This window comes from Paenibacillus sp. GCM10027627 (assembly GCF_042675505.1).
In the GTDB taxonomy this organism is placed as follows: domain Bacteria; phylum Bacillota; class Bacilli; order Paenibacillales; family Paenibacillaceae; genus Pristimantibacillus.
The window spans coordinates 1-24,712 of sequence record NZ_JBHTHB010000007.1 but is presented as its reverse complement, the minus strand read 5'-3'; the positions used below and the strand labels follow the sequence as shown (position 1 = coordinate 24,712).

Here is a 24,712-nt window from a genome sequence, read left to right as displayed (position 1 = left end):
CTTTTACATATCGATGAAAAACCGTTTGTACCAGACCAGGAAGACGTATGACGTCCAGACGTAACGAGCGCGATTTTTGCGGCCGCTGTAATGCTCGTCCAAATAGCCGATCAATATATCGGTGTTGAAAAATGCTTTTGCATACTCGGAAGAGAATGTTTGCTTAACGAGATTGTAGTAACGCTCCTCGCGCAGCCAGTGGCGAATCGGTACCGGGAAACCCAGTTTAGGCCGGTTAGCCCATTCTTCCGGCAAATCTTGAAGCGCCGCTTGACGAAGCGCGTATTTCGTATCGATCGAGTTGACGCGGTAACGGGAAGGCAGCTTTTTGCCCAGCTCCATCACTCGCTTATCCAGAAACGGAACGCGCAATTCGATGGAATGAGCCATGCTCATTTTGTCCGCCTTTAGCAAAATATCGCCCGGCAGCCAAAGATGCAGGTCCAAATATTGCATTTTCGTAATATCGTCGGCATTTTTGACTTTGTCGTACACTTTGCCGGTGACGCTATAAACGGAAGGCCCTTTGCGGTAATCCGGTGTGAGCACGCCAAGCGCATCCTCTTCGCTGAAGATGACCGCTTCGCCGATGAAGCGCTCCTCCACCTTCTGCCCGCCTTTCACCATGAACTCTGTGATGCGGTTTTTCGGCAGCTTTTTGCCAATGAGATGGGCGGCGCGGCGTACGGCGTATGGGAGCTTTTCGTACTTCTCCATCTTTGGAGAGTTTTGATACCAAGGGTATCCGCCGAAAATTTCGTCCGCCCCTTCGCCGGACAGCACAACCGTCACGTCCTTGCGAGCCAGCTCGGCAAGGAAATAAAGCGGAAGCGAAGACAGATTGGAATGCGGCTCGTCCATATGGTACTGAATCGTCGGCAGAGCGTTGAAACATTCTTCCGCCGTCACCATTTTACGCTCGTTCTGAACGTTTAGCTGATCGGACAATTCTTTTGCCAAATTCGTTTCGTTGAACATCGCCTCGTAGTCGGCAAAACCAACGGAAAACGATTTGTTCGGACGGAGCAAGGAAGTGATATAGCTGGAGTCGATACCGCCCGACAGGAAGGAGCCAACCTTCACATCGCTAATTTTGTGCGCGGCTACCGATTCTTTAATCGTCTCTTGAATTTCCTCAACGTAATGGTCAAGCGTGTTTTCCTCTTCGCGGAACGCTTTGTCCCAATACTTTTGAATCTCGATGTTGCCGTTCTTCACGATCATATAATGAGCCGGCGGAAGCTTGTAGACGCCCTTGAAAAACGTCTCGTCCATCGCCGAATATTGGAACGTTAGATACGGTCTAAGCGCGTCCTTGTTCAGCTCCTTCACGAAGGAAGGATGCGGCAGGAACGACTTGATTTCCGATCCGAAAATAAACGTGTTGTCCACCGTGTGGCTAGTGTAGTAAAGCGGCTTGATGCCGAAGCCGTCGCGGGCAATAAACGCGGTATCCGTGCGCTTGTCCCAAATGCAAAACGCAAACATGCCGCGCAGCTTTTGCAGCAATTCAGTACCGTAGGCTAAGTAGCCGTAAATAAGCACTTCGCTGTCGGAGGACGTGCGGAACGTGTAACCCTGCTGCTGCAACTCCTCGCGCAGTTCTTGGAAATTGTAAATTTCGCCGTTGAAGACAAGTACAATTTTGCCGTCCTCGCTGTAAAGCGGCTGGTTCGCCGCCGTCGACAAATCGATAATGCTCAGCCTGCGAAAGCCAAGCACCACATCCTCGTCCTCATGCACGCCGCCGCTGTCCGGGCCGCGATGAATGATCGTTTCAAGCATATTTTCAATGGCCGCCGGATGATCGATGGCCTGCTTTCCTTTTATATAACCGACAAAACCGCACATGTATGTTCACCTCAAAGTTCTTATCCCTACTATTTTAACATAGGTCGCATGAATACCCTACTCGCGGGCACAATTATGGTTCGTTTTACCATAAAAATGATTGTTGTTTCCTCTATATGATACCTTTTTCGCGTGGGGCTTGTCGACTGAGGGGGTATGGGGTGGGATGGCGGTGAAAATTGTCGGCGGGTGGGACGGGGGATTGGCAGCGGAAGTGATGGAGGGCAGATAAAGCGAGTGATAGGCGTGACGGTATTGATATCCCAATTCGTCCCATGTTAAAATGTTGTTTGTTGCGCGCCCGTAGCTCAGCAGGATAGAGCGATGGTTTCCTAAACCATGCGTCGCCGGTTCGAATCCGGCCGTGGCGCGCCATATTGATGAGATTTCGAACCGTACTGTTGTGCGGTTCTTTTGCATTTTTGGACGTAGGCGTGGTTGTCCTTTAACCCTATTGAAGAGGAAATACTGCGATTTCTTCATATCTGAAAAAATGAAGATGTTATCGTTACGGCATTTATCTAGAAAGCTTTTTGGGTGAGGTATGGCACCGGTCATCAAGAAGAAAGCCAAAAAGACTCTAATAATAAATTTCAATTTTGAAATGACAACCTTATAAACCAATCATTAAGTTCTTCTTGGTTCATTTCCTGAAAAGTATGTTTAAGAGAATCGTCCGTAATGATTTCTACAAGCAGTCTTCGTAATAAATTATCCGTCTCAATAGATATTTTTTGGAGAACTTCATTTGTTTTAAACGCTTTTCTAAGAGCACTTCCATGTATTGTCGCTGATCGAATAGAATATGCCGTTTTAATTTTTTTATATATCAGTATTCGCTTATCTACTTCTGATTCTAACAACCAAGCAGCTCTCTCAGCGATTTTATGTGTTATTTCCGTAGTGTCTGTAGAAAGCAGCGACTCGAGCACTGTACAATATAATGTGATACGAGTCGGCAAATGGTTCTGTGCTCTCGCTGCTTGCAAAAAATATAAGCTACGTTCTAAGCGTGGAGCACCGCCATTTAACCTTGCATACGCTTCTTGAGTATCTCTACTTAATGAATCATCTACTACTAAACACTTAAAAAATTCCATAGCTTGTTCAAGTTCTAGCTGGTTGAATTCAACGGTCTCGCTTTCAGCCTTTGCATTACAGAAATAAGAACCGTAACGACCGTTGGAAGTAGTTGAGGGGCCGTTTTCATGTTCAACATAGAGAAATGAGTACTCAGACGACACACTATTATCTTTGACCAGCCAAAGTGCAGTTGAAAATACCAATGCAACATTAATAAATGGTGTTAAAAAATCGATACGTATTCTTTGATCATCAAGCTTATCCTGAATTTCCCCTATCGCATATAGGTATGAAGAATCATCTAACTCTAAGCGTTCCAGTTGTCCAATCATAACCAAAAAGAATGGAATATCAAATTCCCGTCTTAATAATTGGTTTGAATTAGAGAGGCGTACAGCACGATGCAAACTTTTTCCTTTATTTAATTTTTCTGAAATTTTTAAGAAGTGTAATTTAGTTATAACCTTATACAGCATACAATTCTCCTTAACAATTTATTAGAGCACCCATTATTATATATTTTATAGGAATATGGTCATATTATCCACAAAATTAAGTTGAGGGAAATGACCTTCATTTTGGTTTTGATGTTCCATTATACAAATAAATTCAGTGCCTTCTCGTAACTCTTCCCTCAGAATTATTTAATGACATCTGTCTTATTTCTGTTCAAATATCCCCAAATCCCCAAGGGATAATAGTTACCCGACTTTATTGGACAATAATTAATAGGTACTACTATTTATCTATACATAGATTTAAGGACATGCTATAGTCGATTTGAAGATATTGGTATTAAGTTAACAAGGATTTATAGTATAGGTCCAACATGAGAACGAAATATAATACTCAAAGGAGATCACCATGACTAAAAAAACAACCCTCATCTTTTCCATGTTGTTCTTATTATTTAGCGGGTTGGCGTCCGCACATCCAGGCCGGACAGACTCCTCTGGCGGGCATTATTGCAGAACCAACTGTGCAAAATGGGGTCTGGCAGATGGCGAGTATCATACTCATAATGGCGGAAGTACAAGCAGTTCATCCTCGAGTTCATCTTCCAAACCTGTTGATACTAGAAGCCCTGAAGAAAAGAAGGCAGACGGTTATATTAAACAAGCCGACAGCTATTTGAAAGCGGGCAACTACTATAACGCATTATATTATTACTTTAAAGCATCTGAAGAGGGTTACGGTTGGAAGGTTAATTCTGGCCAGGAATCCAAAGCAGCTAAAAAAGTGGCCGACCAGGCCAAAACATATTATCAAACCGATCAATTAGTAAAAGCCAAACAATTCTACGATTTACTCGGTCAAAATAGTAACTACAGTTCCCTATACGATGTGTCTGGGAATTTAAAATTGATCACAGAACGGCAAGCCTTTCTGAATGCTTTCGGAACAGCACAATGGTATTACAATCAGAAAAACTATGTGAACTCCGTGCTTCTAGCAGATAAGGCCATGAAGGACGGATTATCGAAAAATACGCATGCCGTTCAATTTATGAATAATGCCGCTTTAAAATTGTCGCAGCAGGCATATAGTGCTTTTACAAAAGGAGATTACGAAACTTCACTTAAGCTTTATACCGCACTAGCCAATGCCCAATATGCACCGGACAAGTTAAAAGAAGGGGCAAAGAAAAATCTAATCGTTGTCCAAATGAAAATAGACGAGAAGAAATAAGCTTTTAATCTACGCAAAAAAGCCTCTCACTCCACATCCACGTGGTTTAGAGGCTTTTTTCATCATATCTCATTATGTAAAAATGATTTCAAACACCTAGCTGATCTTCCGTATTGTAGTAATTTATCCCTCCCCAACACTTATTAACATATGACAAAACGACCAAAAAATTGCTATAATAACAGAAACAAATAAAAAACCCACCTCAGAAAAACATACCTGCCTCACAAACCTCGCAAGTCCATCCTATCCATACCGAACAGGGGGTCTATTTACGTTGTCCAAGCATGTGAATCCCATTGTCCATCCGCCGCTTTACGGGCTGCTGAGTTGGGCGTACACTCTAAGCGTTACAGGTACAATGCCTTTTTTCAATGATTGGTTTTACAGCAATTTCATTCAGGTTGCCTGCAACAGACACTATTTGAGGGACAAACAAGAGTTGTTTTTCGACTTTTACCGCGGAGGAAGAAACGACCTTAACACCAATCCTTACATGCTTACAAGTACGCTTGATACGCCAATGCTTTATGAAATCTTCAAAGACAATCTTCACCCTTTCTTGACCAAAAAGCTCAGAGACGGTCAATACCCCGTTTTGTTTCTGGATGAATACTACATCTCCTATTCGACCGCATATCAGGCCCACCCTTTCCCTCACCATGTGATGATTTACGGTTATGACGAGGATCGCCAAGTTTATTATACTTACGGTTTCGGCAAGGATTTAGTTTTGGGCTGTCACGAAACCACCTTCGCCGAATTAGAGCAAGCCTTTCACTCCATCGACAACTACTTAAAAAACAATGCCATTTACGATCAATATAATTACTTCTTTATGATTTTGCACGGATATGACTACCAGTTGAACCTAAAGCACATCTATAAGCAATTTGGCGAATATTTGCGCTCTGAAAGCAGTAACAATGAGCAAAACCGCTCATACACGCCCGATATGGAGTATATGGCCTTTGGAATTTCCTGCTATGATGTTCTGATCGAACATTTCATCATCCTAAAAAACGAACCCGAAAGGCTTGTAAGAGCCAATCCTCCACGGCAGCTTCATTTACTATGGGAGCACAAAAAAATGTTAAGAGGCCGGATCGCTTACCTGCAACAAGAAAACAAACTTCCGCAGGACGGAAGCATGCTGTTTGATTTCATTGAACTAGAAGAGCTCGCCCACCATTCGCGCGATTTGTTTGCTGAACATGTTATGAAAGAAATCCCTAACGTTCATGATCGCATCATTCAAAACTTGGAAAAGATGCGCGAGATGGAACTCACATTGCTCCCTAAAATGATGGATCAGCTAGAGGAGTATAATGAGGAGCTGCGACAGCTAGTCTTCCGCTAATTATAAAGCCGCCTGATTTGAACGAGCCCCCCAATGTTAGACATTCTCTAACATTGGGGCTGCCGTTCAAAGCGTCAGGCGGCTTTATTTTTTATATAGTAGCCTTCTCCAACCAGCCAACAACTTCCCGCACCCGATTAAGCGCGATATCGGCCAGCCGTTTGATTTGAATCAAATCCTCGCCAACGGCATAATCGAAAGCTACATATAGCTGTGCCCCGGACCTGCCGAAGGAAGCCTCGATTGGATAATAACCAGTAGGCTGGCGGTAATCGTGAAGCATTTCCATATCCGGCAGCATAGCAACGAGCCTATCCATCCGGACCAGAATACGAGGCGCTGCCGCTTCTTCGCTATACTGAGTTTCCTGCTCGACGTTAAGTCCGATGTCGGACAAGAGACGATCGGGCTCAAACTGATAGTGGCTCAGATCAACCGTCAATACTTGATCCATTCTGCCGATCGTCCAGTTGAAATCCAGGCCCGGCGAATCGATAACCCCTCTGCCATCCAGCCTTAAATGCGCCTGCTCATTACTCCACTCCTCAGCAGAAGCCTGAAGCAGCGAATGCGTTAATAGCCCCTCCACTTTGTCCCCGTCAAAGGACGAGAATAACAGTTCGGACAATTCCTCTCCTAAATGAACCGTATGTCGATATGACTCTGTATGCTGAGGCATGCCGTCACGTTGCCGCTTCATACCGCTGCCCTGTGCTTCTATGATTTTGGCATACAGCTGGAACGAATTCGCTTTGGCAGGCAAATGGATATCTGTAGAATCTTCCGCCTGCTTGCATGCAGACAACAAATCGTCTATAAAAATGGTCCACGACGTTCCGTCCATTACAAGCGGATCGGCCATCAGAGCCAAATAATCTCCTGCCTCCCCTTTAAAGAGATAAGCCTCAAGCCGCAATTCAGAAAATCTGCCTCTCCGCCGCTTCGCTTCCTCCAACAATTGAACCATATACGGAACATTGATAGACCGCTCAGCATGCAACAGCGAACTTACGTCAAGCTTGAATAGCGGAGAAAACATCCCTCGATTAAACTGAATAACTTCTTTCTCATTTGAATAATAAATGATCCGAAGGGCGTCATGCCGCTCCATTAAACGCCCTAAAACAAGCCGAAGCTTGAAGTAGTCGAATCCGCCTGGACGGTAAATAATTTTGGTATCGTACTCTCTGCCGCCCGTGCACGCCCATGCCTTCTCTACAAAAGCTTGCTGCTGGCTCACCAGCTCAACCTTTCCTTCAACCGTCCCCGAAAGCAGTCTCAACTCCTTAAACTCCGATACCATCCGCTTCATAAGCGGCGCTGCTCCAGCGATCGTCAAGGCGCGGAACATATCCGCTACCTCAAGCTGCCATCCCTCTTGCTCCAATTCGCTGCATACCCGGATAATCATAATGGAATTGCCGCCTGCGTCAAACAGAGACTGGTTTCGATGGAAAGAGCGATGACCCAAAAACTTTTCCCATGCGTCAAATAGGACGCTTTCCCGCTCATTTTGCGGCCCGCCCTCCTGCTCTCCTTCGAACGAGGAATCCTGCAGCATGGCTGCCGATTGTTTGGTCGGATCAGGCAGCGACTTACGGTCCACCTTGCCGGTAGGAGTAAGAGGAATAGCGTCTAAACTCATCAAATAAGAAGGAATCATATAAGCGGGCAGACGGTCCGCCAAATAGTGACGCAGCTTGCCAGCATCGGGCTGCTCTCCGACGAGATAGCCGCATAACGCCAGCTCATCCTGCCCCGTCACAGGAATGGTATGCACCACTGCTTCGCGAATGCCGGGGAAACCAAGCAGCACCTGTTCGATTTCGCCAAGCTCAATTCGGAAACCGCGTATTTTCACCTGAAAATCTTTTCGCCCCATATACAAAAATTCGCCGCTCGGGAGCTTTTTGACGATATCCCCGGTACGATAAAGCTTACCGCCTCTGGCAAAGCGATGTTCAACAAACGCCGCCTCCGTCAGATCGGGGCGATTCATATAACCACGGCCGAGTCCGACTCCGCCAATATAAAGCTCGCCCGGCACTCCGTCAGGCTGAAGCTGACCATCGGAATTCATAGCCAAAAACGCCGCACCCGCTATGCCTTTACCAATCGTAATGGGATGCTTCTCCTCCGTCACCTCTTGCACCGAAGCCCATACCGTCGTTTCTGTCGGGCCGTACAAGTTAAATATGCGGGCGGACGGACTCAGACAAGCCTTAAGCATCCGCCATAGAGAAGGAGCGAGCGGCTCCGCGCCAATCATGAGCAGGCTTAACCGTTCGAACGCTTTGGCGGCGCCCGTTTGTGCCGACCACCACTTGAAGCGAGACGGAGTTAGCTGCAATACGTCTACTTGTTCATCTGCAAGCAGTCCAGATAAGCGGGAAGGATCATTTTTCTCCTCTTCGCTCGCTAGCACAATCGTCATGCCAAGCGACAGCGGCAGCAGCGTTTCCACTATAAAAATGTCGAAGGATACTGTCGCCAGTCCCAAAATGCGCTGCCCGCGCTCCAGAGGCAGTTGCGCCGCAAAACCGGCAAAAAAATGAGTGAGTCCGCGATGCTCGATCATAATGCCTTTCGGTCGTCCCGTAGAGCCGGACGTATAAATCACGTACGCCAAGTTGTCCGCCCCGACTACAGGATCAAGATCGCTGTCATCCTCATGGTAGGTCGATTCCTCATCCAAATACCAGACGCGCTCTGCTTCAATATTCCCTTTGAGTTCCCTCTGCGTAAGCAAAAGACGGCAGCCGCAATCTTCCAGCATGTATTGTTTTCTTTCCTCGGGAAACTCGGGGTCAATGGCTAAATAAGCGCCTCCCGCCTTTAAAACGGCTAATATGCCAACCAGCAGATCGGGCGAACGATCCGCGATAAGCACCACCATTTGATCGGGAGCGACTCCGCCCAGCCGCAAAGTACGCGCAAGCTTGTTCGCTCGGGCATTTAGTTCTAGGTAAGTCATCGTTTGCCCGTTAAACACTAATGCCGGGGCGTCTGGAGCGAGGCGGACTTGCCGTTCGAACTGCTCATGCGCCGTCAGCCCTACCGCTTCATCTTCCGTTTGCGAGCCGAAGCTAGCCAAGAGCCCCTCTTCAACGTCTCGCTCTGCAAGCAATCCAATAGAAGCCAGATCGATTGCAGGGTTGTCCAGCACCTGATCAACGATATGGAAGTAATAGCGCAAGTAGGACTGGATCGTCTCCTCTAGAAATAATGATGCATTGTAAACTGCCCGCAGCTTAATATCGCTATCATCCTTAACAAAGTTCAAACCTAGCGGCAAGGGTGAGCCGTAACTTACATGCTGGGGAGGGCTCGAATCCGTATACCGGAACAGAGACGAATACAGTACGTCTTCGGGGCCGCCATCCTGTCCTGCCCCAAATCGGGAATCAGGCTCTTCATTCAGAAATGGGATGTTAAATAGGCCCTGCAAATCCTTTTCTTCCGTTTGCCGCAGCAACTCGTAGAAAGTCATTCCCTCGTTGTCTAAGCCGACTCTTATAGGCAATACGAGCCCATTCGGCACCGTTCCGCTCGAATCCGTCATGTCCTCCGAATCGCCAAGCGCAAGCGAGTTGCCGATAATCAAGTCGCGATCGCCGGTTAGCTTATGCAATAACACAAACTGACATGACATAAGAAACGTTTGCTCGGTCGTATGCTGCTGCTTCACATACGCTTCTAAACGTTTCATTCGTTCGTTTCCTGCATTTGTTGTGACGACGCCCTCTTTGTAAGAACCATTAGTTTCGGGCACCTTGTCGCTAGGCAGCTCCAGTCTTGGCAACGGCCCCGCAAGCTCCTTGAGCCAATAGCTCTCCGTTAGTTCGTTTGTTCTATTCATCATTTGCCCCCCTGTTTAGATGCAACCTTAAAGAAACCCTATTTTAAAAAATATGGGTGAAAAAACTTAATCTTTAATATCTGTTTGTGAGAGCAGCATCTAAGGTAGATTGGTCATGCGGGTGGATTAGCATCTCTGTAATATGAGGTAAATCAAAGAGGTTTATCTGAGGTGTCTTGCCTTCTATCGACAAATTTAACCATCGTTTTCCAACTTACTATAAATGTACAATTTCCATAATCATAGATCAACACAAAAAGGCGCATAAGATATATTTATCCCTAGCAGGTACTATGTTTTATGGTACTTATCACATGCCATTATTTGCGCTATGCTCATATGGAAGATACCATTTTCGAAAGAGAAGGTGACTATTTATGAAACAGATGTCCAAACGTATTTCTATTGCTCTAATGGCTGCCCTGATTTTGATTTGTGCTTTGGCAGGCAGCGCTACAGCCGCCCCTTCCGTACCTCAGGAAGAAATCAATCTCGGTTATCTATCCAGCAACAGAGCGGATGGCAAGTTCTATTTTTATGTGAGCGGTTTTGCACATTTTAAAATGTCCAGCACGACTAATTATGATTACGTACATGCGGTCTTGTACCAGCTTCAGCCGAATAACACATGGCAAGCCGTACGGGGCAAAACGTTCGGACTGCAAAACCACTATGCGCCCAATACCGGAACCAGTTATTACGCCAATATCAATGAACACAGCTCTCAGCAATCGTTGCCTCCGGGCAATTATAAGCTCGTTATTGTAGCCCCAACAGATGTTTACTTGCAAAATTGGCAAGGTCATGTCGTCGGTTATTAATTTGTTAAAATTCAGCTGAAAATAATACAAGCCGATTTCGGTAAAATACCGAAGTCGGCTTGTTGTTTATGATTCCGTATGCAAAAGTTTGCCCATGGAGCAACTGTCCTTGTTCCGCTACTCATCATTTTTTAATGACAAAAAGATGAGCGCTCCGAAAATATAGCTCACGATCCGATCCGCAGAAGCCAGACCGTTCCATTTTGAAGACATCCACATGCCAAACCATTCCCCGCCTACGGCCATAAAGCCAAAAAACCAAATAGCTAATGCGAGACCGAGGCCGATGACAGCCGAATTTTTGGCACGCTGGAAGCCCTCTCCTCCCGCCCTCGAGTTAACCAGCAGCTTCACCCCGCCGATGATAAGCAGCAGAGCGACGATAAATTCCGTAACGATAATCAAAATATAAGCTGTATGATGCAGAGCCGTGCCCTTAACCGCCCTGTATATAATGTTGTTTCCTTCAAACGTCGTATCCATGCTGAGCACATGTTTTACGAATTGAAAGTTGGTGTTGTAATCCGTCACATTGCCGAGCACGACCAACGAAACATAAACAGCGAAAAACAAAACAAAAGCACTTTTCAAATAACGGATAATAGCTGTATTCATTCATCATCCCCCTCATCCTGACTATCACATCAGATGATATGAGGGGCGAGAAACGTTTAGAAATACTTTTTTCGCCAAAAAAGCAGCGCCGTTATAATCGTAATAGCAACGGACATAATCATGATAATCGTAAACATATGAGGATTATGCTGCATCGGAAGCTCCACGTTCATGCCATAAAACGTCCCGATCACCATAGGCAGCGTAATTACGATAGTAATGGCCGTCAGCAGCTTCACGACATGATTGACATTGTTGGAGATGACGGAGCCAAAGCAGCTCATTATATTTCCCAAAATAGCGGTATAAATTTCAGCCATTTTGATCGCTTGGCGAATTTCGACCGTCACTTCCTCCAAAAGCTCCTTATCCGCCTCGTACATTTTCAAAAAATGGCCGCTGAACAGCCGCTCGATCAATAAGTTGTTCGTCTCCAACGACGTAGAGAAATAAACAAGACTTTTTTGCAGTTGCAGCAACGTAATCAACTCTTTATTTTTCATTGCTTTGCGCAAATGCATCTCCAGCGCGTCCATTTGTTTATTAATTTTTTTCAAATACTGCAAATAGAAAATAGAGGTGTAAGACAAAATTTGCAAAACAAGCCTCGTTCTCATAAACGTATGAAAGGTTTTAACCTTGCCCTGCAAAAACTCGTTAATGACTGGCGTATCCTCCAGGCAAACCGTAACGATAAAGTCCTCCATTACCAAAATGCCAAGCGGCACCGTCGTATAAACGGTTTTCTCCCCTTCCCTCGCCACAAAAGGCACATCGACAAACAGCATAACCCGATTGCCGTCCCTATCGATCCGCGCCGTTTCTTCCTCATCCAAAGCATCCTGCAAAAAGTCTAAATCAATATCCAGCTCCGTCACCAGCCGCAGCTTCTCCCCCTCGGAAGGGTTGGTCAAATGAATCCAGCTGCCCTTCTCCAGGTTAGTGATGGCATTGGTTTTGCCGGAAGCGTCCGTTTTTAAAATTGTCAGCATTGTCTTTCACCCTTTCACGGGCCCACGACAACGCATAGGCGGCATGCCGCGCAAGCGTCGCCTAGCCATCCATGTCTAAATATCCAATTCAAAGTTTTCTGGGGCCTATCCGGTTCGCTCTTGAAAACATGCCACCTCCCTTATAAAATAAGATTTCGTCCTACAGCACGCTGCTGCCTAAGCCTGCTTTTTTCGAGCGGCTCGGGCAATGTACAGGTAGTATATGGCTCAGGCATGACGACCGTTCCTCCTCGGGACCGCCCGTATTTCCAGCTGCGCAAGTAGACATGCCAAAAAAACTATCTCCGATATTCAGAGAGAGTTGTCTCTGTCCTTTACGTCTCATTCCCGCTTGCATGTCTCCCTATATGAAAGCCGATTCGCTTTTGATTCCTAAGGAGCATAAACGATAAATAAAACAGTGTCAATTTTTTCTTTTTCTGGCTTTCTCAATCCGCAAACCGACAAATTTTTGTTATAATAGATACGCAGATTGTCTAAGAGTGCAGATTAGACCATTATTTTGACAAGAGCTGAACCTCATCGTGCAGAATGCTTCTATTGTCAGTCAGGAGAACACCCAATGAAGAAACCTTTATTTTACGGAGCCGTTCACCTTTTGTTCTATCGGGAAAATCAAGTTCTGCTGCTAAAAAGGAAAAACACCGGGTTTGAGGATGGCAGCTGGAGCGTTGTAGCCGGGAGAATAGATGGCGGAGAGGAAGTGAAAGCCGCGGCCATTAGGGAAGCTAACGAGGAAGCCGGAGTCGATATTTCGCCCGACGACCTTGAAATAGTAGGAGTCATTCATCGCAAAAACAAGGAGTCGGAATGGATCGATTTCCACCTGCTGGTCCATGCGTGGAGCGGTGAGCTGGTCAATAAAGAGCCTCACAAATGCGAGCAGCTGGAATGGTTTCCTCTGGACGAGCTGCCGGATAACGTGATCCCTTATATCAAAACCGCAGTTCAGCACAACCACCAATCCATGTGGTTCGAGAGCATTGGTTGGTAAGCGCTAAGCGTCACAAATTTTTATCGCCATAAACGGAATAGCCGACTGCATATACTAAACCGATAATGGCGTCGTTTTTCACATTACACTGAGGAGGACTTTACCTATGAACCAACCTTATCCCGCTTCAAAAGAAGACCTGACTTTCGGCATGCTTTGCCACCTGATTTCGCTGAGCGGCTTCATCGTACCTTTTGGCTGGGTTCTCGGACCACTTGTCATTTGGCTTATCAAAAAAGACCGCTCCCCATACGTGGATGCACATGGCAAGGAATCGCTCAATTTCCAAATCAGCTTTTTGATCTATTCGATCGTTGCCGGCATCCTTTGCCTCATTGTCATTGGCTTTGTATTGCTCGCTATTATCGGCATTCTGTGGATTATCTTCGTCATTTTGGCTTCTGTTAAAGCCAACCAAGGCGTCCTGTACCGTTACCCGCTGACTATCCGCTTTTTCAAATAAGAGACAGCGTCGTTAAACGAAAACCCGCTTCCTTCCATCAAGCTTACCCCGGCTAGTCCCGGCAGAGCTCGCTGAAGAAAGCGGGTTTTTTGATTTTACAGCTTTGTCGCGGCACCAATTAGTTCCTTGAACTGCTCCGGTGTCAGCGCATCTGCGGGAATGTCCTGTTCAAACTTGATTTCTTTGCCGAAATCAACATATTCGCTGGCAAAGGTAAAGCCCATGCCTGTAGTGAGGCCGCTTTGCTTATCGTTCACATCGACATCAAACTTGCCGGCCTGATAAACAAGATAGCCTCCTTTGATCGCTCCAGTCAGGTCAAACGCATGTACTTTTACATCGTTTTGCAAAATGTTCAGTACTCCCGTTTTATCCGTCTCCAGCTCGCTTTTCCACTTTTCCGCATCGGCTTTTTTAATTTGCAGTGCCGTTAGATAGGCGTCATTGGAAAGGACAAGCTCCAGCATTTCCGGCAGCACTTTGTTGACCACCGTTTCGACGGTTCCCGAATAATTGCCTTCATTTATAGAGAAATGCACGATTTGATCCGTTTTAAGACCTTCTGGCAAGCTCGCATCCGCAGCTTTCACTTCTTTGAAATAAGTCTTTTCGTCAAAATGCTTTAAGGCCGCACCCGACAGCTCTTGAACAAGCTTCAACTGCTCCGCTGCATTAAAGCTTGCCGCCTCCCGGCCTTCTTGTTTCGCCTGCTCCTCCAAATCCACCACAATATATTTTCCAACCGCCGATTCCGGCAAGCCTACAAGCGGAATGGACGGGAGCTGAATATACAGCTTTTTGTCCGTCATAATCATAGGCACAGACAACTTTGTATCAAGCAGGCTAGGCAAAGTGACATCCATTTTTATGTCGGTCCGCAGCGAAGGCTCCTTCGAATAGAGAACATCCGCCTTAATAGTAGCGTCTTTCAAAATGCCCGCTATCAGCGCAGTTGATAAGCCTTGCGATTTTACTTCGGTGTTCGGCGGAAGATCCCATTTATCCAACCCTATCGTCATCAACATTTTATAGGATTTAGCATCCATCGTCTTTAAAGTGGCTGCTAGCAGCGCTTTTTTCGGCTCGGACTGAAAGCTGCAGCCGATGATCATAACAAGAAGAAGCATAATAGATGTGATGAGTACGAATCGTTGCGCTTGTTTCATGAACTGGATACCTCCACTATCATTTTTGCTCGCAACTCTATTTTATAATAATTGAAGGCTGTTTAGAAGGCGGCGCAAAAGCGGGGCTGCCCCGAAGGTCCATTCAGACTTCCAGGAGCAGCCCCGCTCACGCGTCGCAATCGGTTAGCCTTGCGGATTGTGATGATCCACATGATTCTGGTTTTTCGTTTTTTTCGAACCGGATAACGGCTCCTGCAAGCCGCCGCCATCATCCTGCCTCTTTTTCTCATTATGAGGCACACTCTCTGGAACCGGTACGCTTTTTGGTTTGCTCATCGCCATATCCTCCTCAGCTGTGCTGATTTTTCAGATCGGAAGGCTGATCAAAGTTAATGGAATCTTGATGCCTCCGGTCGTTCTTGTCCTGCTGAAGCTGTTGAGCTTGATGACTGTTCACCGGCTCCGTCTCCAGCGCTTCTACTACGTTGCTCAAGTTTTTGTCCGCTGTGCCCTTTGCTTTCGTCATCTTCCTCGCTCCTTAAGCATGAGTCAACTGCTGGAGCGCCTGGGCGCATTCATGCAGATGTCTTTGGTAGTCATGTATGAGCTGCTGCAAAATATCCGTTCTTTCGTCCACTGCGACGCCGTCTTTTTCGACATCGACCAGTTCTACCCTGACTTCGCGGCTGTCTACATAAGCCACTTTAAAATCAATCTCATACATTTGATGTCCCGCCGAGCGGATCGTTACGCGCAGCGCCTTGTCGTCCGCTTCGTCACGCTGCACCTCGCATCGGTCGGAGCTATTTAGCGTCTCCGAAAGCGTCCTTTGCCAAGCTTCGGCAAGCTGCTCCGGATCTACTCTAAGCTCGTCTGATTTAGCCATAAGTATAGCACCTCCACACCGTTTAAGATGCGGAGGCGACTTCCCTTTTATGCATAGCCCTGCCTGCTGCCCACGCTATTACCGGATTTGGATAAGCTGATTTTTCTCCACATTGTACGTGCCCATTTTTTTGCTTGGGTCTTTTTCGTAATGCAGAACGCCCATCGTTTTTTCAGTGCCGGCCGCTTCATCCCAAGCCGCTTCTGTTACGACTAAAAACTGATCCGCATAGGAGCGCCCGTCGCCAATCACAACATTGCCCCCATACGTCGCTGGAAGCACTTTCTCTCCCGTCTCTACCCCTTCCTTCTTTTCCTTTGCAAAAAGAACCCCTTTTTCATCCGTTAATTCAGGCAGCTTGGATATGGCCTCCGTTTTGTCCCCCTTGATCACTTGCCGAATCAATTTTTTATCCATCAACAATTTAGCTGTCTTGTCATCCAAAACAAGCGTTCTTTTTTCATCCTTCTCCTCAACAAGCTTAACTGTATAAATATCATTGTCTTTCAGAAGGTTTTTTTCCCGAATGAGCATATCCTCCACCTGCTGTTTCTCTCCGTACAAAATAATTCCGTTCGCTTTCGAAAACATGCCGCATCCGGCTATCAATGAACCGGCAAGCAACGTCGCCGCAATAAGCCCCGCTAGTCTGGCCGCACTGTTCTTCTTTTTCTTCATCATTATGTTCTCCCCTGTTCTCTATATAATGGCTGCTGTTGCAACTAACAACAGTTTAGTACAGTGGCGCCTTACGAACCATTTATCTTCATGACAGGCCGCTTACATTATTGTAAGACGACAACGCAAAAAATCCCGAACGGCAATCGTTCGGGATTCATCATGTTTAATTGAACTGGCGGAGAGGGTGGGACTCGAACCCACGTGGGCTTGCACCCTAACGGTTTTCAAGACCGCCCCGTTATGACCGCTTCGGTACCTCTCCACATAAAAGGTGTAACAAAGTATATTCTACCACAGGTCAAAAATGATAATCAAGTTTTTTCGACCTGTGGCAGACAATTCAATAGAAGGCATGGTTTCATACTGTTGCTGCAACGCCTGTAACTCAATCTCGCTAGAAAAGGTCTACAGACATTTAGCCGACGGGAATGACGCTGACGCCGCCCATGTATGGACGCAGCACTTCCGGAATGACGACCGAGCCGTCCTCCTGCTGGAAGTTTTCCAAAATAGCCGCTACCGTACGGCCTACAGCCAGTCCCGAGCCGTTCAGCGTATGAACGAATTCAGGCTTGCTCTTCGGCTCGCGACGGAAACGGATACCTGCACGACGGGCTTGGAAATCCTCGAAGTTGGAGCAAGACGAAATTTCGCGATACGTATTGGCGCTTGGAATCCACACTTCAAGATCATACGTCTTCGCCGAGGTGAAGCCCATATCTCCCGTACAAAGCGCTAATACGCGGTAAGGCAAGCCAAGCAGCGCAAGTACCTTCTCCGCATCGTTTGTCAGCTTCTCCAGCTCCGCATAGGACTCCTCAGGCTTTACAAGCTTGACCAGCTCCACTTTGTTGAATTGATGCTGGCGAATGAGCCCGCGTGTGTCGCGGCCCGCAGCGCCCGCCTCAGAGCGGAAACATGCGCTGTACGCAACGAAGTTTTTCGGAAGCTGCTCCGCATCCAAAATTTCGTCGCGATGAATATTTGTTACTGGCACTTCCGCGGTTGGAATCAAGTAGTAGTCGGTATCCACCAGCTTGAACAGATCCTCTTCGAACTTAGGCAATTGCCCAGTGCCAATCAAGCTGTCGCGGTTAACGATGTACGGAGGCAAAATCTCCTCATACCCGTGCTTATCGCTATGCAGATCCATCATGAAGCTGATCAGAGCGCGTTCAAGCCTTGCGCCCAGTCCGCGATAGAACGTAAAGCGGGAGCCCGTTACTTTGCCCGCGCGCTCAAAGTCCAAAATGCCCAGCTCATGCGCAATATCGTAATGCGCCTTTGGCTCATAGCCAAACTGAGGCACTTCGCCTACACGACGAAGCTCCACATTTTCTTCTTCCGAAGCGCCAACAGGCACGCTTTCGTTCGGAATGTTTGGAATACATAGCGACAGCTGCTCAGCCTGTACATCCAGCTCGCGCAATTCGTCATCCAGCACTTTAATGCGGTCTCCAACTTCGCGCATTTCCAAAATGAGAGCTTCCGCGTCGCCGCCTGACTTTTTCAGCTTGGCCACTTCCTGCGAAACGGTATTGCGGCGGTTTTTAAGCGCCTCCGTCTCTTGGATCACTTCGCGGCGCTTATGGTCAAGCTCCGGGAAGCCGGCAATCAAATCAAGCGAAGCGCCGCGGTTGCGGAGCGCTTGCTCTACTCTTTCAAATTCCGTCCGTAAAATTTTAACATCTAACACGATCTTTATGCTCCTCTCTAATCCGTTACGCTTTTGCGGCCGCCGATTCCTTCACCATCTCCAGGAAATAGGAGTGAAGACGGTAGTCATCCGTAAGTTCCGGGTGATAAGAAGCCGCTAGCAGCGTGCCTTGTCTGGCCGTTACAATCTCATCGTTATAAGTGGACAACACTTCAACGCCCGCTCCGACCGACTTGATAAGAGGCGCACGTATAAAAACGGCCCGCACTGTTTCATTTATCCCTTTTACGGGTAAATCCGTTTCAAAGCTTTCTCTCTGGCGTCCGAAAGCATTGCGCGCTACCGTCATGTCCATCAGCTTTAAATGGGCGTCTTCTTGCCCCTCGATACGATCAGCCAGCACGATCAAGCCGGCGCATGTGCCAAATAGAGGTTTGCCTTTCGCTGAGAAATCGCGAATAGCTTCCATAAAACCATATTTGCGCATGAGTTTGCCAATCGTTGTGCTTTCGCCGCCCGGGATGACAAGCCCGTTCAGTTCATCGAGCTGCTCGATTCGTTTAACGGCGACCGCTTCCGCGCCCGCCGCTTCCAAGCTTCGAATATGTTCCGCTACAGCGCCTTGAAGCGCGAGTACACCAATCTTCATCGTTATGCTCGCCATCCTTTAAAAGGCCGGCCAGCCCGAAGGCATGACCGGCTCAGCATGAGTGCTTATATTAGATACCGCGGTCTTGCATACGCTCAGAAGCGTTCAGCTTGGAAATTTCAATGCCTTTCATTGGCGTACCCAAGTTTTTCGATACTTCCGCGATCAGCTTGTAATCTTGGTAGTGAGTTGTCGCTTCTACGATTGCACGCGCGAACTTCTCAGGGCTGTCCGATTTGAAAATGCCGGAGCCTACGAATACGCCGTCAGCACCTAGGTGCATCATAAGTGCCGCATCGGAAGGAGTCGCTACGCCGCCTGCTGCGAAGTTAACGACTGGCAGCTTGCCGCTCTCGTGAACGCCGAGAAGAAGGTCGTATGGTACGCCCAGAAGCTTCGCTTCGTGATAAAGCTCATCTTTCGACAAACCTTGGATTTTACGGATTTGACCGTTGATCAAACGAAGGTGACGAACAGCTTCTACGATATTGCCCGTTCCTGGCTCGCCTTTTGTACGCAGCATTGCCGCGCCTTCTTGAATACGGCGAAGCGCTTCGCCAAGGTCTTTGGCTCCGCAAACAAACGGAATCGTAAATTCGTGTTTACTGATGTGGAAAACTTCGTCAGCTGGAGTCAGTACTTCGCTTTCGTCGATGTAATCTACGCCCATCGATTCCAGCACTTTAGCTTCAACGTAGTGGCCGATACGAGCTTTGGCCATTACTGGAATGGAAACGACTTTCATTACTTCTTCAACGATTGTCGGATCGGCCATGCGGGCTACGCCGCCTGCCGCGCGGATATCGGAAGGAACGCGCTCAAGAGCCATAACTGCAGTAGCGCCTGCCGCTTCCGCCACTTTCGCTTGCTCGGCGTTCATAACGTCCATGATGACGCCGCCTTTTTGCATTTCTGCCATGCCGCGTTTTACACGCGAAGTACCTGTTTCCATCTGTCATTTCCTCCTATTATTCATCCATTGGAATGATGATTATACCGCAGTTGTTCTAACCATAGATTTTACAGGAACTGCGGGTAATCGACAACCCTTGATTCCATGCGGATTGCTCGGATTTAGAACAAATCAAGTATGCTGTTAAACAAGTTGGAGAAGAAATCGCCGATTCCTCGGAAAAACAGCTTAAACCAGCCCGCTTTTTCCGCCTCTACCGTCGTCACCAGATTTACTGTGTAATCTAAATTTTTGCCTGTCGACTCATCGGCATACGTATAAGTGACCGTACCAACCTTCGTTCCTGCGGCAATAGGAGCTACAAGCTCTTTTTCCGTCAGCAGCTCCATCCCTTTCATGGAAATTTTCGGCTCCACGCCTTTTTTCACCATAAAAGTGATATCTTTATCAGTCACGACTGGAACCGACTTTTTGACGCCTTTTTTAATTTTGACTGTTTTCACCGTGTCGACAACCGATTTAGGCGGAAGAACGGTCTTTTTCTCAAAAGTGGCGTATGCATAATTGTAAAGCTTGGCCGTTTCGTAAAAACGGGCATCTTTCGTGCTTGTATCCATAACAACGCTGATATAGCGCATATCGCCTTTTTTCACGGTGCCCGTGAAATTGTATCCCGCTGCGTTGATGAAACCTGTCTTCATGCCGTCTACGCCTTCATAAGCCAAATGCTTAAGGGAAATCTTGTTTACGTTCGATCCTAGCATGTAGTTAAAGTTGATCATAGGCGCCGTATCGCGCTCGCGGAACTTATAGTCCTGAATGCTCGAATACTCCAGAAACTCGGGATGCTCCACCAAAATGTGACGAGCAAGCCTCGCCATATCTCCCGCCGACATCACCGTCGTATTCTCAAACCCTGTAACGCTTGTAAATACAGCCGTTTTCAGTCCCAATTCATCGGCCGTTGCATTCATCTTCTCGACAAATGCTTCAATGCTGCCCGCCACTTGAATGGCAAGCGCTTTGGTCGCATCGTTGGCCGATCCAACCGCCATTGCTATATATAAATCTTTAACCGTGTGCTGATCCCCAGCCGCCAAATAAATTTGCGATTCCGACCGATCGGTATCTGCAGCTACCGGATGTACGGTTACGACATCTTCCCATTTCATTCGTTCATTTTTGATTTCTCTTAAAACGATATACTCTGTCATTAGCTTCGTCATGCTCGCAATCGGCAACGGCTCGTCCGGATTGACTTCATACACCACTTGTCCCGATTCCGCTTCCATAAGAACGGCTGATTTCACTTGCAAACCCAGATCATTTACCGTACTGGGCCTATTGTCAAACCCCACTGCCAAAGCGCTTGTTGCGCTCAGCGACAACACAGCCACCCACAACGCCAAACTGGCAGCTATGACCGACAACAATCGAACCGGCCTTCCCATTACTTTCACTGTCCTTTTCCCCTTTTCCATTGAATTATCCGAACTTAATTGTAACATAGGAGAACACTACAATTAAACCTCTCCCCTTCTCCCAGAGAATGAGAGTTCCCTCATCCAGCCTAGACCCTTTTTCTATGCAAAAAACCAGACAGCATTGGCCTCAAAGGCTTTTGGCTGTCTGGCCGATATCCCGCTTCCGGGCTTATTATAGAGAGTAGTTTGGCGCTTCTTTCGTAATTTGAACATCATGCGGATGGCTTTCGCGCAGACCGGAACCTGTGATCCGTACGAAAGAAGTATCGTTCTTCAGTTCATCAAGGGATGAAGTGCCGCAATAGCCCATGCCGGAACGCAAGCCGCCAAGCAATTGATGAACCGTATCTGCAAGAGGCCCTTTGTAAGGAACGCGGCCTTCGATTCCTTCCGGAACAAGCTTGTTCTCGTTCTCTTGGAAGTAACGGTCTTTACTGCCTTCTTTCATAGCGCCTAGCGAGCCCATGCCGCGGTATACTTTAAAGCTACGGCCTTGGAAAATTTCCGTCTCGCCCGGGCTTTCCGATGTGCCTGCGAACAAGCTGCCGATCATAATGGCGCTGGCGCCAGCGGCAATCGCTTTTGTAATATCACCGGAATATTTAATCCCACCGTCCGCAATAACCGGAACGTTATATTCTCTTGCGACAGAAGCGCAATCGTAAATGGCTGTAATTTGCGGAACGCCGATACCCGCGATAACGCGAGTCGTACAGATCGAGCCCGGTCCAATACCTACTTTGATTACCGATGCCCCTGCTTCGATCAAGTCTCTTGTCGCATCGCCTGTCGCTACATTGCCCGCGATAATTGTAAGATCCGGGTAAGCTTCACGAAGCTTGCGAACCGCATCAAGAATGTTGATGTGATGTCCGTGCGCCGAGTCAACGACAAGCACGTCAATCCCTGCGTTCACGAGCGCTTCCGCGCGGTCATGCGTATCTTTGGAAATGCCTATAGCAGCACCGCAAAGCAATCTTCCTTGGGAATCTTTAGCTGCGTTAGGGAATTGAATCGCCTTCTCGATATCTTTAATCGTAATAAGGCCTTTCAGCGTATTTTCTTCATCAACAAGTGGAAGCTTCTCGATCTTATGTTGTTGAAGAATCACTTCCGCCTCTTGTAGCGTCGTGCCGACTGGAGCTGTTACCAGACTCTCGCGAGTCATGACTTCGCTAATTTTAATGGAGTAGTCGTGAACGAAACGAAGATCCCGATTGGTCAAAATGCCGACCAGCTTTTTCTCGTCGTCGACGATAGGCACACCGGAAATCCGATATTTGCCCATAAGCTCTTCCGCGTCGTAAACATGATGGTTCGGCATCAGCGAGAATGGGTTTGTAATAACTCCGCTCTCCGAACGCTTTACGCGATCGACCTCTTCCGCTTGTTGCGCAATAGTCATGTTCTTATGGATAATACCGATACCGCCCTCTCGAGCAATCGCGATCGCCAAAGCAGATTCCGTGACAGTGTCCATGCCTGCGCTAATAAGCGGGATGTTCAGCTTGATGTTGTTGCTCAACCTAGTGGAGATATTGACCTCTCTTGGCAGCACTTCTGATTTGCGCGGAACTAGCAGAACGTCGTCGAACGTTAGTCCTTCTTTAGCGAATTTCGTTTCCCACACGAGTTTGTTCCTCCCTTATTTTCAATGCCCTCTGGCGTATATTATTGCAATATTAGCAGAGGGGGTAGGGGCTGTCAAGGCTCGTCCAATGCCTTTAAATACCGCGTTTTCCTACTCTAAACAAGCCTGAAAATTGCCAATCTTCAGAAAAAATCCGGAAGGTAAGTCGTTCGTTCGGGTATGCGCGATTGTAAGCGATTTATCGTCTCAAGCGGACCGTGAATACGGTTCAAAGACGATAATTGTTCACCCGTTCGGTAGCTCATCAGCAGCGAAGTCCAATCGCCGATATCCGCTTTTAAACTTTCCTCTTTTTCTTCAGTTGCAAAATTGCTTGTTTGTTTGTGCAATTTAGCCTCGCCCTGTTCGTTGATGATCAATTCCCATTGCCCCGAATTCCAAACGGCATGTTCATCGCTTACGTTCAGTTTAAACCGTTCAGCTTTCCCCGGCTGGAATGGATATTGGGACAAAAACATTTCCAGATCCACAATCCGAGCCATAAAGTAAGGAACAATTTCCTGCTTAATTCTAGGGTCAGGCAATAAGTCCGGCAAAATATCATCAACGGGCACAGACAGCTTCACTCGCTCAATCATGGAATCATGTTGGGCAATAAAGGTCCAAATAGCGGCGCGAGCCTCTTCGTTCAAGAATGCCCAATCCTCCACTATCAATTCACGGTTTGACACTTCGTAAATGAAATAACCTTGATCCGTCCCATTTTGATCGGAATATACGTTGATTCGCTTCGGCGCCTTCGTGCTGATTCTTTGCTCCCACCACAAAGGGAGACGTTTCAAAGAACCGTTATACCGGCTGGCAAATTGCTCGTAAATCGGATACAACCGTTCTGGCCCGTCCAATCTCTCCACTTTACCTGGCATCGGCATTCTCGGAGGGAGTTGCTTCACATCCAAAGTATAAGATTTCTCTTCTACAAAAGTGCTCCAGCCATATTTACGATAAAAACTAAAGGAGAAAGGGGCAAGAAACGATAACGTTTGCCCTTTTTTCTTCATTTCAATTAAAGAGTGAACGAGAAGTTTTTCCACCAGTCCTTGCCTTCTGTACTCGGGCCATGTTGACACCCCTGCTACTCCGCCCATCTCAAACAGTTTTCCGCCAACATAAGTTTGCAAGTCAAAAACACAAGCTTGAGCAGCCATTTTATCGTCAACCATAGCAGCCCAGCGATCAGCTGAAACTTGTCGGAAGCTATCTTTTATTTTTTCAATTTCTTCAGGAGACTTCACTCGTTGAAAAGCAAACTGGAACAAATCGATACTGGAATCATACTGCTCTTCTTTCAAAGCGACAATGCTGATTTTCTCCATATCCATCCTACTCCTTCTTCATGCTCTTCTTTATATCCATGAAAAATTCCATTTGTTTATCTAACTTATAGTTGTACCTTAACATGACAGACATCATCCCACAACCAAAACTGCCTCTGGCGCAAACTGTTGTGATCTTTAGGCTCTTATTGTTTGGCTTTATGTTTTCTTTATAAGGGTTATATTTAAAGGAATGGCAGCTATACCAACCACAATATCTGGTATTATTTTATTAAAAAAACGCAGCATTCTACAATGTTCTGTGAGATGATAGTTGCTTGATGACGCCCATTCCGCACCGGATGATTCACTTCTTCGAGCTTACATCACGGTCGGCGTCTGACCCCACCTCTAGAGCCGGACTCACCTCACCGAACTACTCCGGATCAAAAGGGTCCAGACACACTCCCAGCAGTGAGAGGGACGATCCCACGCACAACAAAAAACCTACCGTATCATCTACGGTAGGTCATCTGTGCTTGGCGACGTCCTACTCTCCCAGGACCCTGCGGTCCAAGTACCATCGGCGCTGGAGGGCTTAACGGTCGTGTTCGGTATGGGAACGCGTGGTTCCCCTCCGCCATCGCCACCAAACGGTGT

Annotated in this window: 21 protein-coding genes, 2 tRNA genes and 1 rRNA gene; 6 read left to right on the top strand and 18 right to left on the bottom strand. The window is 47.1% G+C overall.

What is annotated here, in order from left to right:
* Positions 1–3: 3 nt before the first annotated feature.
* Complete coding sequence (asnB, locus tag ACFQZE_RS21230; RefSeq protein WP_379360824.1) at positions 4–1,851, bottom strand: asparagine synthase (glutamine-hydrolyzing); 1,848 nt, start codon at positions 1,849–1,851, stop codon at positions 4–6.
* A gap of 297 nt (positions 1,852–2,148) precedes the next feature.
* Between asnB and ACFQZE_RS21225 the strand changes: the two genes are divergently transcribed.
* Positions 2,149–2,226 (top strand) — tRNA-Arg (locus tag ACFQZE_RS21225).
* 218 nt (positions 2,227–2,444) lie between these two features.
* Here the strand turns inward: ACFQZE_RS21225 and ACFQZE_RS21220 are convergent.
* Positions 2,445–3,410, bottom strand: coding sequence for a hypothetical protein (locus tag ACFQZE_RS21220; RefSeq protein WP_379360822.1), 966 nt, complete (start codon positions 3,408–3,410; stop codon positions 2,445–2,447).
* 388 nt (positions 3,411–3,798) lie between these two features.
* Between ACFQZE_RS21220 and ACFQZE_RS21215 the strand changes: the two genes are divergently transcribed.
* Both ACFQZE_RS21215 and ACFQZE_RS21210 read left to right on the top strand, forming a co-directional pair.
* Entirely contained in the window at positions 3,799–4,623 is an 825-nt protein-coding gene (locus ACFQZE_RS21215) for a YHYH domain-containing protein (protein WP_379360820.1), read from the top strand.
* A 277-nt stretch (positions 4,624–4,900) separates the two neighbouring features.
* Positions 4,901–5,983 (top strand): cysteine peptidase family C39 domain-containing protein, encoded by a 1,083-nt coding sequence (locus tag ACFQZE_RS21210; protein ID WP_379360818.1) that lies wholly within the window; start codon positions 4,901–4,903, stop codon positions 5,981–5,983.
* Between the two features lie 91 nt (positions 5,984–6,074).
* On the opposite strand, the gene ACFQZE_RS21205 is transcribed toward ACFQZE_RS21210, so the two are convergent.
* Complete coding sequence (locus ACFQZE_RS21205) at positions 6,075–9,845, bottom strand: non-ribosomal peptide synthetase (protein ID WP_379360816.1); 3,771 nt, start codon at positions 9,843–9,845, stop codon at positions 6,075–6,077.
* Positions 9,846–10,219: 374 nt separating this feature from the next.
* Between ACFQZE_RS21205 and ACFQZE_RS21200 the strand changes: the two genes are divergently transcribed.
* On the top strand, positions 10,220–10,663 hold the full coding sequence (locus ACFQZE_RS21200) for a hypothetical protein (RefSeq protein WP_379360814.1): 444 nt from the start codon (positions 10,220–10,222) through the stop codon (positions 10,661–10,663).
* Between the two features lie 117 nt (positions 10,664–10,780).
* Here ACFQZE_RS21200 and ACFQZE_RS21195 read toward each other — a convergent pair whose 3' ends face one another.
* Together ACFQZE_RS21195 and ACFQZE_RS21190 are read right to left on the bottom strand one after the other, a co-directional pair.
* A complete protein-coding gene (locus ACFQZE_RS21195; protein WP_379360812.1) occupies positions 10,781–11,278 on the bottom strand; it encodes a DUF2165 family protein in 498 nt (165 codons plus the stop codon).
* Between the two features lie 56 nt (positions 11,279–11,334).
* Positions 11,335–12,270: a magnesium transporter CorA family protein gene (locus ACFQZE_RS21190; RefSeq protein ID WP_379360810.1), complete on the bottom strand. Its 936-nt coding sequence runs from the start codon at positions 12,268–12,270 to the stop codon at positions 11,335–11,337.
* A gap of 583 nt (positions 12,271–12,853) precedes the next feature.
* Between ACFQZE_RS21190 and ACFQZE_RS21185 the strand changes: the two genes are divergently transcribed.
* The gene (locus ACFQZE_RS21185; protein ID WP_379360808.1) at positions 12,854–13,285 is read left to right on the top strand and encodes an NUDIX hydrolase; all 432 of its coding nucleotides are present in this window, start codon (positions 12,854–12,856) and stop codon (positions 13,283–13,285) included.
* 106 nt (positions 13,286–13,391) lie between these two features.
* Entirely contained in the window at positions 13,392–13,748 is a 357-nt protein-coding gene (locus ACFQZE_RS21180) for a DUF4870 domain-containing protein (protein ID WP_379360806.1), read from the top strand.
* 95 nt (positions 13,749–13,843) lie between these two features.
* Here ACFQZE_RS21180 and ACFQZE_RS21175 read toward each other — a convergent pair whose 3' ends face one another.
* The 13 genes from ACFQZE_RS21175 to rrf form a co-directional block, all read right to left on the bottom strand.
* Entirely contained in the window at positions 13,844–14,914 is a 1,071-nt protein-coding gene (locus ACFQZE_RS21175; RefSeq protein WP_379360805.1) for a hypothetical protein, read from the bottom strand.
* Positions 14,915–15,058: 144 nt separating this feature from the next.
* A complete protein-coding gene (locus ACFQZE_RS21170) occupies positions 15,059–15,211 on the bottom strand; it encodes a small acid-soluble spore protein P (RefSeq protein WP_379360803.1) in 153 nt (50 codons plus the stop codon).
* Positions 15,212–15,224: 13 nt separating this feature from the next.
* Positions 15,225–15,401: a hypothetical protein gene (locus tag ACFQZE_RS21165; protein ID WP_379360801.1), complete on the bottom strand. Its 177-nt coding sequence runs from the start codon at positions 15,399–15,401 to the stop codon at positions 15,225–15,227.
* 12 nt (positions 15,402–15,413) lie between these two features.
* Entirely contained in the window at positions 15,414–15,761 is a 348-nt protein-coding gene (locus ACFQZE_RS21160) for a hypothetical protein (RefSeq protein ID WP_379360799.1), read from the bottom strand.
* A 78-nt stretch (positions 15,762–15,839) separates the two neighbouring features.
* Positions 15,840–16,442 carry a lipoprotein BA_5634 family protein gene (locus ACFQZE_RS21155; RefSeq protein WP_379360797.1) on the bottom strand — a complete coding sequence of 201 codons (603 nt, stop codon included), beginning with the start codon at positions 16,440–16,442 and terminating at the stop codon, positions 15,840–15,842.
* Positions 16,443–16,615: 173 nt separating this feature from the next.
* A tRNA-Ser gene (locus ACFQZE_RS21150) sits at positions 16,616–16,704 on the bottom strand.
* A gap of 153 nt (positions 16,705–16,857) precedes the next feature.
* Positions 16,858–18,138 (bottom strand): serine--tRNA ligase, encoded by a 1,281-nt coding sequence (gene serS, locus ACFQZE_RS21145; RefSeq protein WP_379360795.1) that lies wholly within the window; start codon positions 18,136–18,138, stop codon positions 16,858–16,860.
* A 25-nt stretch (positions 18,139–18,163) separates the two neighbouring features.
* Positions 18,164–18,748, bottom strand: coding sequence for a pyridoxal 5'-phosphate synthase glutaminase subunit PdxT (gene pdxT, locus ACFQZE_RS21140; RefSeq protein ID WP_379360793.1), 585 nt, complete (start codon positions 18,746–18,748; stop codon positions 18,164–18,166).
* 70 nt (positions 18,749–18,818) lie between these two features.
* The gene (gene pdxS, locus ACFQZE_RS21135) at positions 18,819–19,700 is read right to left on the bottom strand and encodes a pyridoxal 5'-phosphate synthase lyase subunit PdxS (protein ID WP_379360791.1); all 882 of its coding nucleotides are present in this window, start codon (positions 19,698–19,700) and stop codon (positions 18,819–18,821) included.
* A gap of 122 nt (positions 19,701–19,822) precedes the next feature.
* Positions 19,823–21,112, bottom strand: a complete 1,290-nt coding sequence (locus ACFQZE_RS21130) for a serine hydrolase (RefSeq protein WP_379361142.1) — start codon at positions 21,110–21,112, stop codon at positions 19,823–19,825.
* Between the two features lie 205 nt (positions 21,113–21,317).
* Positions 21,318–22,775, bottom strand: a complete 1,458-nt coding sequence (gene guaB / locus ACFQZE_RS21125) for an IMP dehydrogenase (protein ID WP_379360789.1) — start codon at positions 22,773–22,775, stop codon at positions 21,318–21,320.
* 143 nt (positions 22,776–22,918) lie between these two features.
* A complete protein-coding gene (locus ACFQZE_RS21120; RefSeq protein ID WP_379360787.1) occupies positions 22,919–24,112 on the bottom strand; it encodes a GNAT family N-acetyltransferase in 1,194 nt (397 codons plus the stop codon).
* A gap of 477 nt (positions 24,113–24,589) precedes the next feature.
* Positions 24,590–24,706, bottom strand: a 5S ribosomal RNA gene (rrf, locus tag ACFQZE_RS21115).
* Positions 24,707–24,712 lie beyond the last annotated feature (6 nt).

Coding starts and splice junctions, on each gene's coding strand:
- asnB (WP_379360824.1), bottom strand. CDS start 1,851: ATGTGCGGTTTTGTCGGTTATATAAAAGGAAAGCAGGCCATCGATCAT.
- ACFQZE_RS21220 (WP_379360822.1), bottom strand. CDS start 3,410: ATGCTGTATAAGGTTATAACTAAATTACACTTCTTAAAAATTTCAGAA.
- ACFQZE_RS21215 (WP_379360820.1), top strand. CDS start 3,799: ATGACTAAAAAAACAACCCTCATCTTTTCCATGTTGTTCTTATTATTT.
- ACFQZE_RS21205 (WP_379360816.1), bottom strand. CDS start 9,845: ATGATGAATAGAACAAACGAACTAACGGAGAGCTATTGGCTCAAGGAG.
- ACFQZE_RS21200 (WP_379360814.1), top strand. CDS start 10,220: ATGAAACAGATGTCCAAACGTATTTCTATTGCTCTAATGGCTGCCCTG.
- ACFQZE_RS21195 (WP_379360812.1), bottom strand. CDS start 11,278: ATGAATACAGCTATTATCCGTTATTTGAAAAGTGCTTTTGTTTTGTTT.
- ACFQZE_RS21190 (WP_379360810.1), bottom strand. CDS start 12,270: ATGCTGACAATTTTAAAAACGGACGCTTCCGGCAAAACCAATGCCATC.
- ACFQZE_RS21185 (WP_379360808.1), top strand. CDS start 12,854: ATGAAGAAACCTTTATTTTACGGAGCCGTTCACCTTTTGTTCTATCGG.
- ACFQZE_RS21180 (WP_379360806.1), top strand. CDS start 13,392: ATGAACCAACCTTATCCCGCTTCAAAAGAAGACCTGACTTTCGGCATG.
- ACFQZE_RS21175 (WP_379360805.1), bottom strand. CDS start 14,914: ATGAAACAAGCGCAACGATTCGTACTCATCACATCTATTATGCTTCTT.
- ACFQZE_RS21170 (WP_379360803.1), bottom strand. CDS start 15,211: ATGAGCAAACCAAAAAGCGTACCGGTTCCAGAGAGTGTGCCTCATAAT.
- ACFQZE_RS21165 (WP_379360801.1), bottom strand. CDS start 15,401: ATGACGAAAGCAAAGGGCACAGCGGACAAAAACTTGAGCAACGTAGTA.
- ACFQZE_RS21160 (WP_379360799.1), bottom strand. CDS start 15,761: ATGGCTAAATCAGACGAGCTTAGAGTAGATCCGGAGCAGCTTGCCGAA.
- ACFQZE_RS21155 (WP_379360797.1), bottom strand. CDS start 16,442: ATGATGAAGAAAAAGAAGAACAGTGCGGCCAGACTAGCGGGGCTTATT.
- pdxT (WP_379360793.1), bottom strand. CDS start 18,748: ATGAAGATTGGTGTACTCGCGCTTCAAGGCGCTGTAGCGGAACATATT.
- pdxS (WP_379360791.1), bottom strand. CDS start 19,700: ATGGAAACAGGTACTTCGCGTGTAAAACGCGGCATGGCAGAAATGCAA.
- ACFQZE_RS21130 (WP_379361142.1), bottom strand. CDS start 21,112: ATGGGAAGGCCGGTTCGATTGTTGTCGGTCATAGCTGCCAGTTTGGCG.
- ACFQZE_RS21120 (WP_379360787.1), bottom strand. CDS start 24,112: ATGGAGAAAATCAGCATTGTCGCTTTGAAAGAAGAGCAGTATGATTCC.